At 72.7% G+C, this 15,448-nt stretch carries 15 protein-coding genes; 7 read left to right on the top strand and 8 right to left on the bottom strand.

Annotated features, from left to right (window positions below; all coding sequences use genetic code 11):
• Window positions 1-19: 19 nt before the first annotated feature.
• Entirely contained in the window at window positions 20-1,189 is a 1,170-nt protein-coding gene (locus tag Pph01_RS35055; protein ID WP_204077512.1) for a phytanoyl-CoA dioxygenase family protein, read from the bottom strand.
• A gap of 114 nt (window positions 1,190-1,303) precedes the next feature.
• Between Pph01_RS35055 and Pph01_RS35060 the strand changes: the two genes are divergently transcribed.
• Window positions 1,304-2,344 (top strand): LacI family DNA-binding transcriptional regulator, encoded by a 1,041-nt coding sequence (locus Pph01_RS35060; protein WP_204077513.1) that lies wholly within the window; start codon window positions 1,304-1,306, stop codon window positions 2,342-2,344.
• A gap of 45 nt (window positions 2,345-2,389) precedes the next feature.
• On the opposite strand, the gene Pph01_RS35065 is transcribed toward Pph01_RS35060, so the two are convergent.
• Together Pph01_RS35065 and Pph01_RS35070 are read right to left on the bottom strand one after the other, a co-directional pair.
• On the bottom strand, window positions 2,390-3,124 hold the full coding sequence (locus tag Pph01_RS35065; RefSeq protein WP_204077514.1) for a sulfite exporter TauE/SafE family protein: 735 nt from the start codon (window positions 3,122-3,124) through the stop codon (window positions 2,390-2,392).
• Window positions 3,121-4,122 (bottom strand): LacI family DNA-binding transcriptional regulator, encoded by a 1,002-nt coding sequence (locus Pph01_RS35070; RefSeq protein WP_204077515.1) that lies wholly within the window; start codon window positions 4,120-4,122, stop codon window positions 3,121-3,123. Before Pph01_RS35070 ends, Pph01_RS35065 begins: the two co-directional genes overlap by 4 nt.
• Window positions 4,123-4,222: 100 nt before the next feature.
• Here Pph01_RS35070 and Pph01_RS35075 point away from each other — a divergent pair, with 100 nt between their 5' ends.
• The gene (locus Pph01_RS35075; protein WP_204077516.1) at window positions 4,223-5,272 is read left to right on the top strand and encodes a Gfo/Idh/MocA family oxidoreductase; all 1,050 of its coding nucleotides are present in this window, start codon (window positions 4,223-4,225) and stop codon (window positions 5,270-5,272) included.
• Window positions 5,269-6,087 carry a TIM barrel protein gene (locus Pph01_RS35080; RefSeq protein ID WP_204077517.1) on the top strand — a complete coding sequence of 273 codons (819 nt, stop codon included), beginning with the start codon at window positions 5,269-5,271 and terminating at the stop codon, window positions 6,085-6,087. The genes Pph01_RS35075 and Pph01_RS35080 overlap by 4 nt, the downstream gene beginning before the upstream one ends.
• Window positions 6,088-6,114: 27 nt before the next feature.
• Here Pph01_RS35080 and Pph01_RS35085 read toward each other — a convergent pair whose 3' ends face one another.
• On the bottom strand, window positions 6,115-7,161 hold the full coding sequence (locus Pph01_RS35085) for a magnesium transporter CorA family protein (protein ID WP_204077518.1): 1,047 nt from the start codon (window positions 7,159-7,161) through the stop codon (window positions 6,115-6,117).
• A 219-nt stretch (window positions 7,162-7,380) separates the two neighbouring features.
• Between Pph01_RS35085 and Pph01_RS35090 the strand changes: the two genes are divergently transcribed.
• Complete coding sequence (locus Pph01_RS35090) at window positions 7,381-8,037, top strand: class I SAM-dependent methyltransferase (protein WP_204077519.1); 657 nt, start codon at window positions 7,381-7,383, stop codon at window positions 8,035-8,037.
• A gap of 30 nt (window positions 8,038-8,067) precedes the next feature.
• Here Pph01_RS35090 and Pph01_RS35095 read toward each other — a convergent pair whose 3' ends face one another.
• From Pph01_RS35095 to Pph01_RS35110, 4 genes are all read right to left on the bottom strand, one after another.
• Window positions 8,068-8,277 carry a hypothetical protein gene (locus tag Pph01_RS35095; RefSeq protein ID WP_204077520.1) on the bottom strand — a complete coding sequence of 70 codons (210 nt, stop codon included), beginning with the start codon at window positions 8,275-8,277 and terminating at the stop codon, window positions 8,068-8,070.
• Window positions 8,278-8,446: 169 nt separating this feature from the next.
• The gene (locus tag Pph01_RS35100) at window positions 8,447-10,072 is read right to left on the bottom strand and encodes an ABC transporter permease (RefSeq protein WP_204077521.1); all 1,626 of its coding nucleotides are present in this window, start codon (window positions 10,070-10,072) and stop codon (window positions 8,447-8,449) included.
• Window positions 10,069-10,995, bottom strand: coding sequence for an ABC transporter ATP-binding protein (locus tag Pph01_RS35105; RefSeq protein WP_204077522.1), 927 nt, complete (start codon window positions 10,993-10,995; stop codon window positions 10,069-10,071). Before Pph01_RS35105 ends, Pph01_RS35100 begins: the two co-directional genes overlap by 4 nt.
• Window positions 10,988-11,674 (bottom strand): TetR/AcrR family transcriptional regulator, encoded by a 687-nt coding sequence (locus Pph01_RS35110; protein ID WP_204077523.1) that lies wholly within the window; start codon window positions 11,672-11,674, stop codon window positions 10,988-10,990. The genes Pph01_RS35105 and Pph01_RS35110 overlap by 8 nt, the downstream gene beginning before the upstream one ends.
• A 569-nt stretch (window positions 11,675-12,243) precedes the next feature.
• Between Pph01_RS35110 and Pph01_RS35115 the strand changes: the two genes are divergently transcribed.
• The 3 genes from Pph01_RS35115 (at window position 12,244) to Pph01_RS35125 (ending at window position 15,401) form a co-directional block, all read left to right on the top strand.
• The gene (locus Pph01_RS35115; RefSeq protein ID WP_204077524.1) at window positions 12,244-13,653 is read left to right on the top strand and encodes a TROVE domain-containing protein; all 1,410 of its coding nucleotides are present in this window, start codon (window positions 12,244-12,246) and stop codon (window positions 13,651-13,653) included.
• A gap of 149 nt (window positions 13,654-13,802) precedes the next feature.
• Entirely contained in the window at window positions 13,803-14,309 is a 507-nt protein-coding gene (locus tag Pph01_RS35120) for a PH domain-containing protein (protein WP_204077525.1), read from the top strand.
• Between the two features lie 150 nt (window positions 14,310-14,459).
• Window positions 14,460-15,401 (top strand): NAD-dependent epimerase/dehydratase family protein, encoded by a 942-nt coding sequence (locus Pph01_RS35125; RefSeq protein ID WP_204077526.1) that lies wholly within the window; start codon window positions 14,460-14,462, stop codon window positions 15,399-15,401.
• The last annotated feature ends 47 nt before the right edge of the window (window positions 15,402-15,448 follow it).

Raw genomic sequence — 15,448 nt, forward strand, 5'->3', positions numbered from 1 at the left:
TGGGCGGTCCTGGCGCCGGTCAGCGGCTCAGCCTGGCCGCGGCCTGGGCGGCGAGGCGCTCGGCCAGCCGTTCCGGGGACATGCCCGCGTCGAGCGCCTCCTCGACGAGCGCCGCCTGAGTGGGCGGGGCCATGCCGCCGATCGGCTGGTCACGATCGAGATTGGTGGGGAACGAGTAGCCCTCGGCCGCGGCGGCCACCACGTTGGCCAGGGCGCGCCGGTCCCAGCCGCCCGCCTTGCGGGCGAGCAGTGCCGGATAGACCGCGCCCACCACGCGCTCGCGGTCGACGGTCTCCATGGCCCGCCCGAACGCGGACGAGATCTGCAGCAGGTTGGCCATGCGCCTGATGTCCGCCGAGTGATTCGACCCGGCGGCGTGGAACAGCGCCGGATTGAAGAAGACCGCGTCGCCCTTGCCCAGCGGCAGCTGGATGTGGTGGCCGGCGAAGTAGTCCTGGAACTCCTCCAGCCAGTAGGCGAGATAGCCGAGTCCATACTTCTGCGAGTGCGGCAGGTAGAGCGTCGGCCCCGACTCCACCGGCATGTCGCAGTGGGCGACCGCGCCCTGGAGGGTCAGGTAGGGCGACAGGTCGTGGACGTGCGAGGGATAGCGCGCCGAGGTCTCCGGCGACTGGAAGCCGAGGTGGTAGTCCCGGTGGACCGTCTGCCCCTCGCCTCCGGGGTTGACGACGTTGACCTGGGACGTGACCTGGTAGCCGGGCCCCAGCCACGCCGTGGACGCCAGGGCGACGGCGTCGTTCGCGTAGTAGTCGGCGAAGGCCTCGGGGTCGGCCACCGCGAGCTTCTCCAGCGCGTTCCACACCCGGTCGTTGGCGCCCGGCTTGGCGAAGTGGTCGCCGACGGCGACGCCCGCCGCCCGCTGCTCCTCGATCATCCGCGTGAACGCCCCGGTGACCCGGTCGACGACCGCGGCCTCGAAGGCGCCCTCGACGACCACGATGCCGGGACCGGCCGACAGGGCACGGGCGATCTCCGCCTGCAGCGTGCGGCCGCCGTCGGCCTCTTCCGCCGCGGCCCGCAGGACGCCCGCGGCGTACACCGGGACCTCCTGCTCGACGTGGTCGGCATTCGGATGATCAGCGGGGTCGGTGCGGGTCTTGAGCACCTGGAGGAGATCTTCGAGGCGGGCGTCGGCGGTGCGCAACCAGCCCTGCGGAGCGTTGGCCATGGAATCCTCCTGTAGACGACGGGGCCGGGACCGTCTCCAGCATCTGGCGGGCCGGCGGCCCGTTCCACCGCCATGGCGCCTCAAAAAGGCCTCACCGGCGCGCCGGGGCCTGGCATGACGCGGGGCCATCGGATCGAGGACATCGCCGAGCAGGCGGGGCTGAGCAGGGCCACCGTGGACCGCGTCCTGCACGGCAGGAGCAGCGTGAGCGCACGTGCCGTGCGGGCCGTCGAGCAGGCGCTTCTCGACCTCGACCGCCAGCAGAGCCAGCTGCGGCTCGGAGCCCGCACACTCATGCTCGACGTGGTCATGCAGGCGCCGGAGCGGTTCAGCAGCGCGGTCCGCGAGGCGCTCGAGGCGGAACTGCCCGGGGTCCGGCCGGCGGCCGTCCGGGCACGGTTCCACCTGCGCGAGTCCGGGGAGGCCGCCGGACTCGCCGACGCGCTCGACCACCTCGGGCGGCGCGGGCGCACGTCGCACGGCGTGCTGCTCAAGGCACCCGACCATCCGGAGGTCGCGGGGGCCGTCCACCGCCTGCACGAGCGCGGTGTGCCGGTCGTGACGCTCGTGACCGACGTGCGCGACTGCCCGCGGGTCGCGTACGTCGGACTGGACAACGCGGCGGCGGGCACCACCGCGGCCTATCTCATGGCGCAGTGGACGCGCGGCGGCGCCGGCGCCGTCCTGGTGACGCTCAGCCGTTCGGTGTTCTTCGGGGAACGAGAGCGGGCCGAGGCCTTCGAGCGGGCCCTGGCCGAGCTCGCGCCGGGGCTGGCCGTCGTCGTGCTCACCGATGCCGACGGCCTGGACGAGGCGATGGGCGCCCTCGTCAGGGCCGCACTGGCCGAGCATCCCGCGGTGCGGGCCGTCTATTCCGTGGGCGGCGGAAACCGGGCCATCGCCGACGAGCTGGCCCGGGCGGGCAGGACCTGCGAGGTCTTCCTCGGCCACGACCTCGACGGCCACAATCTGGAGCTGCTGCGGGCCGGCGTCCTCCACGCGGTGCTGCACCACGACCTGCGCGCGGACATGCGCGCCGCCCTGCGGCAGGTGCTCCGGCACCACCGGCTGCTGCCCGGGGCGCCGACGTCGGTGCCCGCGGGGGTCGAGGTGATCACCCCCTACAACGTCCCGGCGCGGTTGCGGCCCACGTGACACCGGCCCGCGTGACCGGCGGGCGCCGGCCGCCGAGCACGGGCGTCAGCGCGCGACCAGGGCCAGCGCGGCGAGGACCGACGCGCCGAGCACGGCCTGTTCGAAGCGCGCCTGGCTGATCCGCCGCGCCACGTGCAGGCCCGCCCAGCCGCCGATGACGACCAGCGGCGCCAGGGCGAGGGCGAGGGTCAGCGTCGCGGTGTGGAACAGCCCGAGGCTCGCGCTGAAGGGCACCTTGCAGACGTTCACGCCGAAGAAGAAGAACGCGCCCGTCCCGAGGAACCGCCGCTTCTCCACGCCCCGCGCGACGAGATACAGCGTCATGACCGAGCCCGCCGCATTAGCGATCATGGTCACGAATCCCGCTGCCAGGCCCGCCCCCAGCGCGGCCGGCCGCCCGGACGCGACTCCCCCGGTCGCCGGCGGGCGCCAGCGCAGCAACAGCTGGAGGAGGGCCATGATCACGAGCAGGACGCCGATGACGCGGCGCAGCAGGTCGTCGTCGACCACGGCGAGGAACAGGGCGCCCAGGACGAGCCCGGGGAGCACGGCGGGGATCAGCCTGCGCAGCAGCGACCAGTCGCAGTCGCGGCGGTAGTGCCAGACCGCCATGACGTCCCCCACGAGCAGGACGAGCAGGATCGCCGCCGTCGACTCCCTGGCCGGCATCAGCCCGGCGAAGATGGCGACCGAGATGCTCGCCAGACCGCCGATCGCGGTCTTGGCGAATCCCACCAGGAGTGCCGCGACCCCGAACAGCACCATGACGGCCACGCTCACCGGGGTGCTCCCGTGGTCGCCCGCACCACCAGGGCCGGCGCCACGACCACCGGACGCCCCGGCGGCTGTCCCCGGTCGAGACGGGAGGCGGCCCGCTCGATGGCGAGCCGACCCAGTGCGTCGGCGTCCTGCCTGATGGTCGTCAGGGCGATGTGGGCGTAGGACGCCGCCCGGATGTCGTCGAACCCGACGACCGACAACCCCTCGGGCACCTTCAGCCCGGCACGCCGTACCGCGTCGACGAGCCCGAGGGCGCAGCGGTCGTTGAAGGCGGTCACGGCCGTGGGCCTCTCCCCCGGCGGCAGGCTGAGGAGCACGCCCGCGGCACGGGCGCCGTCCTCCTCGGTGAGACCGCCCGGCAGGAGGGGCGTCGCCTCGAGGCCGAGCCGGCGCGCGGCGCTCCGGTAGCCCCGGCGACGCTGGGCGGCTCCGGGCGCCCGTCCCCCGTCCGCGTGGACGATGTGCCGGTGGCCGAGCCCGTGGAGGTGGGTCACCGCCTGGCGCAGTCCCTCCGCGTCGTCGGTGCGGACCACGTCGACCCCCGTGGCGCGGACGTCGCGCAGCAGGCTCACGGTCGGCAACCGCGCCGCCAGCTCGGACAGGGCCGGGGACGGCAGCGCCGAACCGACCAGGACGATCCCCTCGCACCGCTCCGCGAGCAGGGCGCGGACCGCCTCCTCCTCCGAACGGCGCGGGGTCACGCCGCTCAGGACCACCTCGTAGTCGGAGACGTCCGCCGCGGCGTACAGGCTGTCGACCAGGTCGCCGTGGAAGGCGTGGCCGACGCCGAACACGACGCCGAGCATCCGGGTGCGGGTCCTGCTCAGGCGACTGGCCCGCTGGTCCGGCTGGTACCCGAGGTCGGCGGCCGCGGCGAGCACCCGCTCGCGGGTGCGCTCCGAGGCGCCCGCCGTGCCCCGGAAGACGATGGAGACGAGCGCCCGGGAAACGCCCGCCCGTGCGGCGACGTCCTCCATGGTCGGGCGTTCGGCGCTCATGGCGACAACTGTATCTGGAGCGCTCTAGTCCCGCGCCCTTGACGAGACGCCGAGGCCGGCGCGATGCTCGTTACTAGAGCGCTCTAGTCGAGGAGTCGTCGTGCCCTTCCCCTCCCCTCTGCCCGAGCCCGTGCGCTTCGGGCTCATCGGCGCCGGCCGCATCGGCACCTTCCACGCGGCCACACTCGCCCGGCGCCTGCCGGAGGCCGAGCTGGTCGTCGTCGCCGACCCCGCGGACGGGGCCGCGGAGCGCCTCGCCGCGCCGCTCGGCGCAGCGGCCACGACCGATCCCGACGCGGTGCTGGCCGACGATCGCGTCGAGGCGGTGGTCATCGCCGCCTCCTCCACCGCGCACGCGGACCTGGTGATCAGGGCAGCCGCGGCGGGTAAGGCCGTGTTCTGCGAGAAGCCGATGGCGATGACCCTCGCCGAGGCCGACGCGGCGATCGCCGCCTGCGAGCGGGCGGGCGTCCCCCTGCAGGTCGGGTTCAACCGGCGGTTCGCCGCCGACTTCGCCGCGGCCAAGCGCATCATCGACGAGGGCGGCGTCGGCACGCCGCAGCTCCTGCGCTCGCTGACCCGCGATCCCGGCCTCGCGGATCCCGCCGCCGTCCCCCCATGGACGATCTTCACGCAGACCCTCATCCACGACTTCGACACCCTCAACTGGTTCAACACCGGCGCGACGGCCGTCGAAGTTAACGCCATGGCCGACGCCCTCGTCGCACCCGGCTTCAGGTCCGCCGGGCTTCTGGACACCGCGGTGGTGACCATCCGCTTCGGCAACGGCGCGCTCGCCACCGCGGAGGCGAGCTTCTCCGCGGCCTACGGCTATGACGTGCGCGGCGAGGTCTTCGGCTCCGCGGGGATGGTGACGGCCGGCACTCCTGCTCAGCCTGCCGTACGGCACTGGAGCGCCGCCGGCGTGGCGGGACCGACCGCGCGGGCGGACACCGAGCTGTTCCCCGACGCTTACGCCGCCGAGTTGGCCGCCTTCTGCCAGGCGGTGCGCCAGGGCACACCGGCCGTTGTCGGCGGGCACGACGCCCGGGCCGCGTTGCGGATCGCACTGGCCTGCGTCGCGTCGGTCGAACGAGGCTCACCGGTCCGCGTCGGCGAGATCGACCCGTCCGCGGAGGCCGCCGTATGAGCACGCGCGGAAGGCAGGGCCCCTTCGTCTTGGCGGTCTGCGCCGAGATGGTCTTCCTCGAGCTGCCCATGGCCGAGCGGGTCCGGCGGATCACCGAGCTGGACTTCCAGGTCGAGATCTGGGACTGGACCCGGCATGACGTCGGCGCCCTGGCCGCGCTCCGCAAGGAGGGCGCCGTCTACTCCTCGATGACCGGCTACGTTCGCGGGAGCCTCACCGACCCCGACGGCGCGGACGAACTGCTCGCGACCGCCGCGGAGTCGGTCGAGGTCGCACGGCGGCTCGGGATCCCCAGGCTCAACCTGCATGGGACCGGCCTGGACAGCGACGGCCTGCCGGTGGAGCCGGTCACGGAGGTGACCGGCGCGATGTGGGCGGCCGCGCGTCACACGCTGGCCCGGATCGCCCGGCTCGGCGAGGCGCGCGGTGTCACCTTCGTACTCGAGAACCTGAACACCGCGGTCGACCATCCGGGCGTTCCCTTCGGCCGGGCGGAGGACTGCCTGGCGCTCGTGGAGTCGGTCGGCAGCGACCGCCTGCGGCTGATGCTCGACCTCTACCACGCCCAGATCGGGGAGGGGAACCTCATCGAGCTGTGCCGCCGGGCCCTGCCGTGGATCGGAGAGATCCAGGTGGCGGACGTGCCGGGACGTCGCGAGCCGGGCACCGGCGAGATCAACTACCCCGCCGTGGCGCGCGCGCTCGCCGGCATGGGCTTCGCCGGCACGATCGGCCTGGAGGGCTGGGCCTCCGGGGACGGCACGGCGGCCCTGCGCGCCTTCCGGAACGCGTTCACCGTCGAGCCCGCCCGCTGAGCATCGGTGCGGGGCGGGGCGGAGAGGTCACAACCATCCTCTCCGCTTGAACATCATGTAGAGCGCGCCGGAGGCCAGGGCCATGGCCACCACCGCCAGGGGGTAGCCGAGGGCCCAGTGCAACTCCGGCATGTGCTCGAAGTTCATGCCGTAGACGGTCCCGACAAGCGTGGGGGCGAAGAAGATCGCCGCCCAGGCGGAGATCTTCTTGATCTCCTCGTTCTGCGTGTAGCTGGCCTCGGTGAGGTGCTTGACCTCCTCGTTCTGCGCCTGGCCGATCAGCGCCGCCTTGATGGTGAGGGTGGTCTGGTAGAACTCGATGACCCCCTGGAGGTACTCCCGCTCGCCGTCGGCCACGCTGCGGATCCGTTCGAACTGGCCGGCGATGTCGACCACGAGACGTTGCCCTCCCGGCGAGATGCGGGTGAGGTTGGCCATCCCCCCGTAGATCGCCGCGCTCAGCGCGGCCATGGTGCGCACGGCGAGCAGGCCGTGCCTAGCCCGGAACAGCTCATTGAGGAACTCCTCCGGCTCGCCGACCTGTCCGCCGGTGACCCGCTGTTCCAGCCGCCACACGTCGCTGGTCACCGTCTCCACGTACTCCTCCTGGTTGCGCATCACCGCGGAGACGATCGCGTGGGACAGTTCGAAGGCCGAATCGGGGCGCAGCCGCCCGGCCTTGATCCGCGCGAGGACGGCCCGGGTCTCGCGCAGCGCGACCTCGGGGTCGACCGCCGGATTGACCGGGCCGTGGACGGTCACCAGATAGTTGCGGCCGATGAACTGGTCGATCTCGATGTAGTGCACATGGCCGCGCTCGCCTCGCTCGGGCTCGTGCAGGACGACGAACAGGTGGTCGAGGTAGGCGTGCATCTTGGGCACGCGGTTGCGCTCGACACAGTCCTTGATCGCCAGGGGGTGGAAGGCGAACACCTCCGACAACACTCGCGCGGCGTCCTTGTCGCAGCCGGGGATGTCCACCCACACCAGGCCGTCCTGCCGGGCGAGCAGTGCCGGCAGTTCCCCGACGGAACGGTCCTCGATCCCGTCGTCGCTGATCAGGCGCACGTCCATTAGGCCTCCACCTCGAGCGCCCTCGCTGAGCCGGACCTCGGAGCCGTGTTGCCCCACTCACCCGATCCTGCCAGGACGGCTATCTCATATCGGGCGCAAGACCCTCAAATCGGACCATAGGCGACTGCCGCGTCAACAGTGCGTAGCTATAAGGAGGGCGGCCGTCAGAATCGAATCAAGAACTCCGTGACAAACGCGGGACCAGCTCATATTTGGTCCATGACGATGATTTCCTCGTGGCGGGCCGCGGACGTCCGGCAGTGGCACGGCCACGGCATGGAGCAGTTCCATCACCCCCGTCCCGCCTGTCTCGGGCACGGGTCGTCCTTGCGGCCCACCGAGGAGCGCCGGCGGCTGCTGCGGGGTCTCAGCGGAACGGTGCTGGAGATCGGCGCGGGCGACGGCATCAAGTTCGCCTGCTACCCGGACACGGTCCGGCAGATCGCCGTCGCCGAGACCGACTCCTTCCTGCTCGACACGGTCCGCAGGAACTGCGCGCAGGGGCCGATCCCGGTGCACCGGGTCGCCGGCGACGTCTCCCGACTTCCCGTGCCGGACGGCATGTTCGACGCCGTCGTCTGCTCGCTGATCCTGTGCACCGCGCCCGACCTCGGCCGTTCCCTCGCAGAGATCAAGCGGGTGCTCGAACCGGGCGGCGAACTGCGCTTCTATGAGCACGTGCGGTCGGCGCGCCCCCTCGCCGCGGCGGCCGAGCGCCTCGTGACGCCGCTCTGGTCACAGGTGTGCGGCGGCTGCCACCCCGCCAGGGACACGCTGGCCGCCATCGAGTCGGCCGGGTTCGTGGTCGACCAGGTCTCCCGGTTCTCCGTCATGGGGGTCAGCCACGTGCTCGGCACGGCGCGGAAGGCCGCCTGACGCTCGGCGCGCCCCGGCCGCCCCGAGAGGTCACGCTCTGGGCGTCGCCTGGCGCGGCCCGGCCGCGACCGCCGCGCGGTGCCGCAGAGCGGCCGCGCGTACGGCCAGGGCCTCCGACAGCGCTTCGCACTCGTCGAGGGTGAGAGGTGCCAGGGGCAGGAGGTACAGCAGCCCGGCGGGCCCGTCGACGAGGTCGACCGGCAACGGGCGGGCGGGCGCTTCGATGGATGCGGTAGTCACAATGCGCGTCATTCTGCCGTCTGGGACCGACAGAAATCGCGCCATTTGTCGGCGGCCCGGGCACCGGAACGGCGGCGGCCCGCCGAACGACGGGTGCCGCCGTGTCACTTCCGGGACGGGAGCCGTGCCGACGCAGGCCGGGCGGGTCGCCTCCGCGGTCGAACCGGGGTCAGGGTGAGAGGTCCCGCCGGCGGAACAACGCCATCCCGGCCGCGGCCAGCGCCGCCGCCACCACGACGAGCCCCACCATCGGGCCGGGCGTGGCGTCCACCGCCGGAATCGCCGGCACGTGGGTGAACGGCGACACGTCGCGAACCGCCTGGGGCAGCCCGAACACGTCTCCGAGCAGACCGCAGGCCAGGCTGACCACCAGCCCGGCCCAGGCCAGCACCACGACCATTCGGGGCAGGCCGCCGAACACGAGCACCACGAACCCGGCCACGGTCATCGCCGCGGGCAGTTGCGCCAGCCCCGCGCCGACCAGGGTGAGGACACCGATGTCACCCCCGACCGCGGCGTCGGCGAGGCCCGTCGCCGCGCCGGCGAGCACCAGTATCGCCGCCGCGCCGCCGACCGCGCACGTGAGGTGGGCGCCCACCCACCTGGCCCGGCCGACCGCCGTGGCGAGCACCGCCTCGGCCGGCCCTCCGGCCTCCTCGGAGCGCAACCGCAGCAGCACCTGTACGGCGAAGCAGGCCGCCAGGGCGCCGAACACGTTCATCATCGCGGCGAAGAACGCCTCCACGAGAGCGGCGGAGCCCGTCCCCGCGAGCTGGCCCATCAGGTCCGACACACCCTCGTTGCCGCCCAGCGCGTCGTCCACGAGGTCGCCGAGCGAGCCGATCCCGAGGCCGAACACCACGCTGCCGACCAGCCAGCCGATCGTCGAGGCGCGGTTCAGCCGCCATGCCAGCCCGAGCGGGCTCAGGAGCCCGCGGGACGCGGCGGCCGGACCGGGCCTCTCGGGAATCAGGCCGGCGCCGAGGTCCCGGCGGCCGACCAGGGCGAAGGCGCCCCACACGCACGCGATCAGCAACAGGACCGGCAGGGTGAGGACCCACCAGCGCTCCTCGCCGTACGGGCGCGCCAGCATGCCCCAGCCGAGCGGCGACACCCAGGAGAACCAGGTGCTCGTCACCTGCACGCCGTCCGCCGCCCGCTCGCCGAGCGCGTCGCCGATGCCACGGACGAGGTAGGCGACCCCGACCGCGGTGGCGGCGAAGGCGTTGGCGGCGCGGGCGCTCTGGAACAGCTGCGCGCCGACCGCGGCGACCCCGGCGAACGCCATCCCGGTCACGGCGCACGCGGCGCCGAAGGTCACCGCGCCGCCCGCGGGCAGGCCCGCGCTCACCAGGGCGCCGATCAGCGCGACTCCGAGCACGAGGTTCGCCCCGAGGACCACGGTCAGGGCGGCGGTCAGCCCGGCGTTCCGTCCGACGCTGGCGGCCCCGATCATCTCCGCCCGGCCGGTCTCCTCGTTCTGCCGGGTGTGCCGTACGACCGCGAAGGTGCTCATCAGCGCCGCCAGCACCAGCATGAAGGCGAGGTTGCGGAAATTCGCCAGCGCGCCGAGGTCGGTGCCGACCGGCGTGCCGCGCATCAGCAGCACGGCGGGGCTGGTCCCCGCCCCCTGCAGCGCGGTGGCACGTCCCGCCGCGTCGGGGAACTCGTCGATGACGGCGGCGGCGCCGGCCGCCAGGATGACCGCCGAGCCGACGATCCAGACGGGCAGTTGCACGCGGTCGCGCCGCAACGCGAGCCGGACCAGCCTCCCCGTTCCCTCGTAGGCGCTCATCGTGACGCTCCCGCGGAGGGCACCTCGGCGGCGGCCTCGGGCGCGTCGCCGTAGTGCCGCATGAACAGCTCCTCCAGCGTCGGCGGCCGGCTCGTCAGCGTGTTGACCTCGAAGGAGGCCAGGTGGCGCAGCACGCCGGGCAGGTGCGCCGCGTCCACGTCGAACCGGGCCCTGGCGCCGTCGGCCACCAGGTCGTGCACGCCGGGCAGCCCGCCCAGCCCGGTGATCGGCTCGGCCGCCTCCACGACGACCGAGGTCCGGGTCAGGTGGCGCAGCTGCGCCAGCGTGCCGGACTCGACGGTGACTCCGTCGCGGATGATGCTGACCTTGGAGCAGAGCGCCTCGACCTCGGAGAAGATGTGGCTGGACAGCAGCACGGTCGCGCCCCTCGCGCTCACCTCCCGGACGGTCTGCTGGAACGCCGCCTCCATCAGCGGGTCCAGCCCGGAGGTGGGCTCGTCCAGGACGAACAGCTCGACGTCTGAGGCGAACGCGGCGATGAGCGCCACCTTCTGCCGGTTCCCCTTGGAGTAGGTGCGGCACCGCTTGGCCGGGTCCAGGCGGAACCGGTCAAGCAGTTCTTCGCGGCGGGCCTTGTCCAGGCCGCCGCGCAGGTCGCCGAACAGGTCGATGGCCTCGCCTCCGGACAGGTTCGGCCACAGGTTCACCTCGCCGGGCACGTAGGCCAGCCGGCGGTGCAGCGGCGTCGCGTCCCGCCAGGGGTCGCCGCCGAGCACCTGCGCCCGGCCTGAGTCGGCGCGCAGCAGCCCGAGCAGCACGCGGAGCGTCGTGGTCTTGCCCGCGCCGTTGGGGCCCAGGAACCCGTGCACCTCGCCGGTCCGTACGACGAGGTCGAGACCGTTCAGCGCCCTGGTGCGGCCGAACGTCTTGACCAACCCTTCCACCGAGATGGCGTCAGTCATCGTGATTCTCCTCGAATCTGCGGAGTGGGGCTCCGCGTCCTTCCTGGGTCGATGAGTGCGAGATCTTGTCGAGGGCGTCTCTCATGGAGGCGGCCTCCTCCGGGCCGAGCATGGGGTGCGAGTAGACGTCGAGCAGGGTCACCGCGAGCAGGTGGGCCCCTTCCGGGGTGAACAGGTCGACACCGAGCCCGCGGGACACGTGCTGGTAGAGGACCATGACCGACAGCCCCATGGCGGTGGCCACCGTCGCGCGGGCCCGGAGATCGGCGAAGGGAGGGTCGGGGCGGCGCTGATCCGCCTCCGCCAGCCACTCCTCGCTCATCCGGACCATCTCGTCGAACAGCGGCGCGGCCCATCCCCCGGCCAGCGCGCGGGCCACGTACGGCCGGTACGGCCCGATCGCCGCCATGGAGGCGGCGACGGGATTCGTATCGGGTGGCCGATGGGTTCTGGCCTCGTCGTTCAGCCGGCGGACCGCCTTCAGGAGGAAGTCGTCGCATGCCTCGCGCAGCCCCTGTTTGGAGCCGAAGTGATGACGCACCAGCCCCGAGGACACTCCGGCCGTCTCAGCGATCCCGCGGATCGTGGCCCGGTCGAATCCGTGCTCGCCGAAGTGCCGCAACGCCGCGTCCCTGATGCGGGCGCGGGCGGTGAGGTCCTCGGGCTCCGGCCCTGTCATCGCCACTATGGCTCGTCCCCTATCCGTTCATGTAGCGCGCTATCCACGCGTATAAGACACTACACGCGTGTGTAGTCGGCCGCCAGGTCCGAACTTTCCCCCTGACGCGGAATTGACGCCTGCGGAAGGACTCGTCGTACGGAAGGCGTCAACATCGCTTGCTGAGGGCCTTCATGAGCCGACAGAGTGGGATCTCGACCGAATCGGGCGCCCGGAGGGGAGGGGAACATGGCACCGAGGATCGCCTGCACGGAGATCGCCGGCCGTCCGTGTCTTCCCTCTTCATTTGCGCTCGTTCGATGTCACGTCCCTTGAGCCGGGACGTTCTCTCGGGTGGCGGGTCCCCGGCGCACATTCAGACCGACCCGCTCCGCGCCGCGACCATCGCAGGTGGTCGGGCGCCGATGGCCTCCCGGTGAACGCCCCAGGCGGCGAACAAGGATGCGGCCCGGGCATACCCGCACCTCCTTCGTCCTGCCTCGGGGCCTTCACGGAGAAATCCGGTCACTCCATCTCGGGAGGCCCCCAATGGGCGGGATCAGGTTCCCGCCGATCAACGGAGAAGGGCCATGACCACACCTCACCCCCTCGCGCCTTCGGTCACGACGGCCAAGAAGGAGCTGTTCCTCCTGGCCGCGCGCACCCTGGCGGACAACGGCGCGCAGGCCGCGGACGACCGCTTCGTCTCCCTGGTCGACCAGTTGGCGGTCACCGAGGCGGCATGGGTCCGCGGCCTCATCGAGTGGGCGCGCCGTCAGCCCGCGCTGCGCGCGTTCGGCCTCGCGCTCGCGGTCGAGTTCATGCACGCGCGGATGGTGGCCGGGCTCGGCGTGCCGGCGGAACGGCGCGAGCTGATCGACAACCTGCTGACCAGGGCCGACGAGCCGGGCGACCTGCTCGCGCAGTGGATTCGCCGGCATGGCGGCTCGATCCCCAAGTCGGTCAGGGCGGGCGTGGCCGACGCCGTCGCGCGGCTGTATGACGAGGTCGCGCTCCTCACCTACGACACCGATGACGCCGCGATGCCCTTCTCCGAGGTGATCGCCCTCACCCACCCCAAGCCGATCGGCATGATCCAGAACGAGATCTTCCAGTACGCGGCGCTTCGCCGGCGCGGCTCCCACCCGGTTCCCGGCTCGCTGGCGACCCTGCGCGCGCGGGCCCAGCTGGAGGCGATACCCGCCGACCGTCGCCTGCGCGCACTCGAAAGGCCCGACGCCGGTGGCGTGTTCGTCAAGGCCGCGATGACCTGGCAGCAGGTGCGCGACTGGCTGGGCGGGACGATGACCGACAAGGCGTGGGCCGTGGTCGCGCCGCCGATGAGCTACCGCGAGCGCCTGGCACACCTGGCGGACTTCGACCGCGCGGGACTGGCCGACGAGGTCGCCGACTGGTTGTCCTCCGATCTGGCCGCGCAGAAGTCGGCGAAGCGCGGCAGGGCCCTGCCCGTGGAGATCTTCACCGCCTACCGCTCCGTCCCTTCCTCACGGTGGTCCTGGGCGCTGGAGCAGGCCATGGAGCACTCCCTGGACCAGGTGCCGGCCCTGCCTGGGCGCACGGTCGTCCTCGTGGACCGCAGCGAGCCGATGTCCGAACCGGTGTCCGCGGGATCGCCCCTGACCCGGGCGGACGCCGCGGCCGTCTTCGGCGCCGCCCTGGCGTTGCGCGCCTCCTCCGCCGACCTGGTCGAATGCGGACGGGCCACCGGACCGGTACCGGCCGAGCACGGCGACCGGCTGCTCGAGACCGTCGGCCGCTTCGGCGAGCCGGGCGGCGGTCAGACCATGGCCCAGGCACTGCGCACGCACGTACGGGGACACGACCGGGTCGTCGTCCTCACCCACCCGGCCGCGGCTGTGGAAGCCGCGGAGGCCGTGACCGTGCCCGGTCACGAGCACATCATCACCGACGTCAGCGACGCCTGGTTCGCGGCCATCCCGCACATCGAGATGGCGCGCACCGGCGCCTGGCCCTTCTGAGAAAGGTCGTCATGTCCAAGCGCGCCCGCAAGAAGCGCACCCGCAGGAACAAGAACGCCAACCACCGGATGAAACCCGGCCACGGCTGATGCCACGGGGGCTCCGGCGCATCCCGGCGCCGGAGCCCCCGCGCCAAGAAGGTGATCATCATGTTTCCCGAGCTCTTCCGTCCGCGTCCGTCCCGCGGCTATCTGTCGCTGGCCGTGGTGACGGCCCTGCTCGGATTCGCCTCGGCGACCAACCTGACCGCCGCCGGGACCTTCGCCGAGATCCTCTTCGGTCTCGGCCTCGGGTTCGTCGCGGCGTACCTGCTCGCCCTGGCGCTGTGCTTTCCGCTGATGCGCTACGTGGTGTCGGAGACGACGCTGACCGCGAAGTACGGCCCGCTGCTCCGCTACCGCATCCGGCTGTCCGACATCACCTCGGTGACGTCCTCCCATCTCGCCCAGGACTCCGCCGCGCTGGCCATGCCCGGCATCGCCCTGTACGGCATGCGCTGCGCGGGGCTCGGCCGCGTGCGCATGTGCGCCACCCGGCCCTCTCACAACGTGCTCGTGATCGGAACCAGGGACGGCACGCGCTACGGCGTCACCCCCGCCGACGACCGCGCGTTCCTGGACGCCCTGCGACGCCACGGCGTCCCGGTCGGCCGGTGAGCTCACCGGGGTCCCGATCCGCGCGGGCCGCGCCCGCGCACTGAGAGCCGGATCACATCCGGAGTCGTCACACGAGAGCCCGGTCGCCCGTCTTGTCGGCGTAATGGACGGTGTCCCGGCCGGCGGCCGGGACGAAGACACGGAGTGATCATGCGAGTTCTCGTCGCCGGAGCCACCGGGGTGATCGGCAACAGGATGGTGCCGCTGCTGACCGCGGTCGGGCACGACGTGGTGAGCCTGGTTCGGCCGGGAGGCGCCGGCCGGACACTGGCCAAGGCGGGCGCGGAGGTGGTCACCGCGGACGCCCTCGACCGGGAGGGGCTGCGCCGGGCGGTCCGCGAGGCCGCGCCCGACGCGGTGGTGAACATGCTCACCGCGATCCCCGCCACGATCGACCCGAAGAGACTGTCGCGGGATTTCACGCTGACCAACCGGCTGCGCACTGAAGGCACCCGCAACCTGGTCGACGCCGCCGACGGGGCCCGGATCATCAGCCAGGGCCTGGCCTACGGCTACCAGCCGGGAGAGGGCCTGGCCGACGAGGACGCCCCCCTGTGGCGGACCGGCACGCCCAGGGAGTTCGTCCCCGTGCTGGACGCCCTGGTCGAGCTGGAGAGGCTCACCGCGCGGGCCGGCGGCCTGGTCCTCCGTCTGGGACACCTGTACGGCCCCGGGTCGATCTACTCCGCGGACGGGTCGTTCACGCGGCAGGTCCGAGCGGGGAAGGTCCCGCTGGTCGGCGGCGGCCACGCGGTGTTCTCCTTCACCCACGCCGACGACGTGGCGGCCGCCGTGGCCGCCGCCCTGGACAAGGACGACGTCACCGGCGTGCTGAACGTGGTGGACGACCGGCCCGCACCCCTGCACGAGTGGCTGCCCGCGTTCACCGGCATCCTTGGCGTCCGGGCGCCCAAGAGGGCGCCCGCCGCGCTGGCGCGGCTGGCCGTCGGAAGCTGGGGGGTGGCCTTCATGAACGAACTGCGCGGCGCCGACAACGCCCGTGCCCGCCTGCGCCTGGACTGGCGGCCGCGGTACGCGTCGGTTCTCGAGGGGTTCGCCGCCGACCTGGCGGCCGAGGCGGCCGGGTCATGATGAGCATCGTCCGGGCACCACGGGCCGAGACCGAGCGGAAGGATAGG

Source organism: Planotetraspora phitsanulokensis (assembly GCF_016863295.1).
Taxonomy (GTDB): Bacteria; Actinomycetota; Actinomycetes; order Streptosporangiales; family Streptosporangiaceae; genus Planotetraspora; species Planotetraspora phitsanulokensis.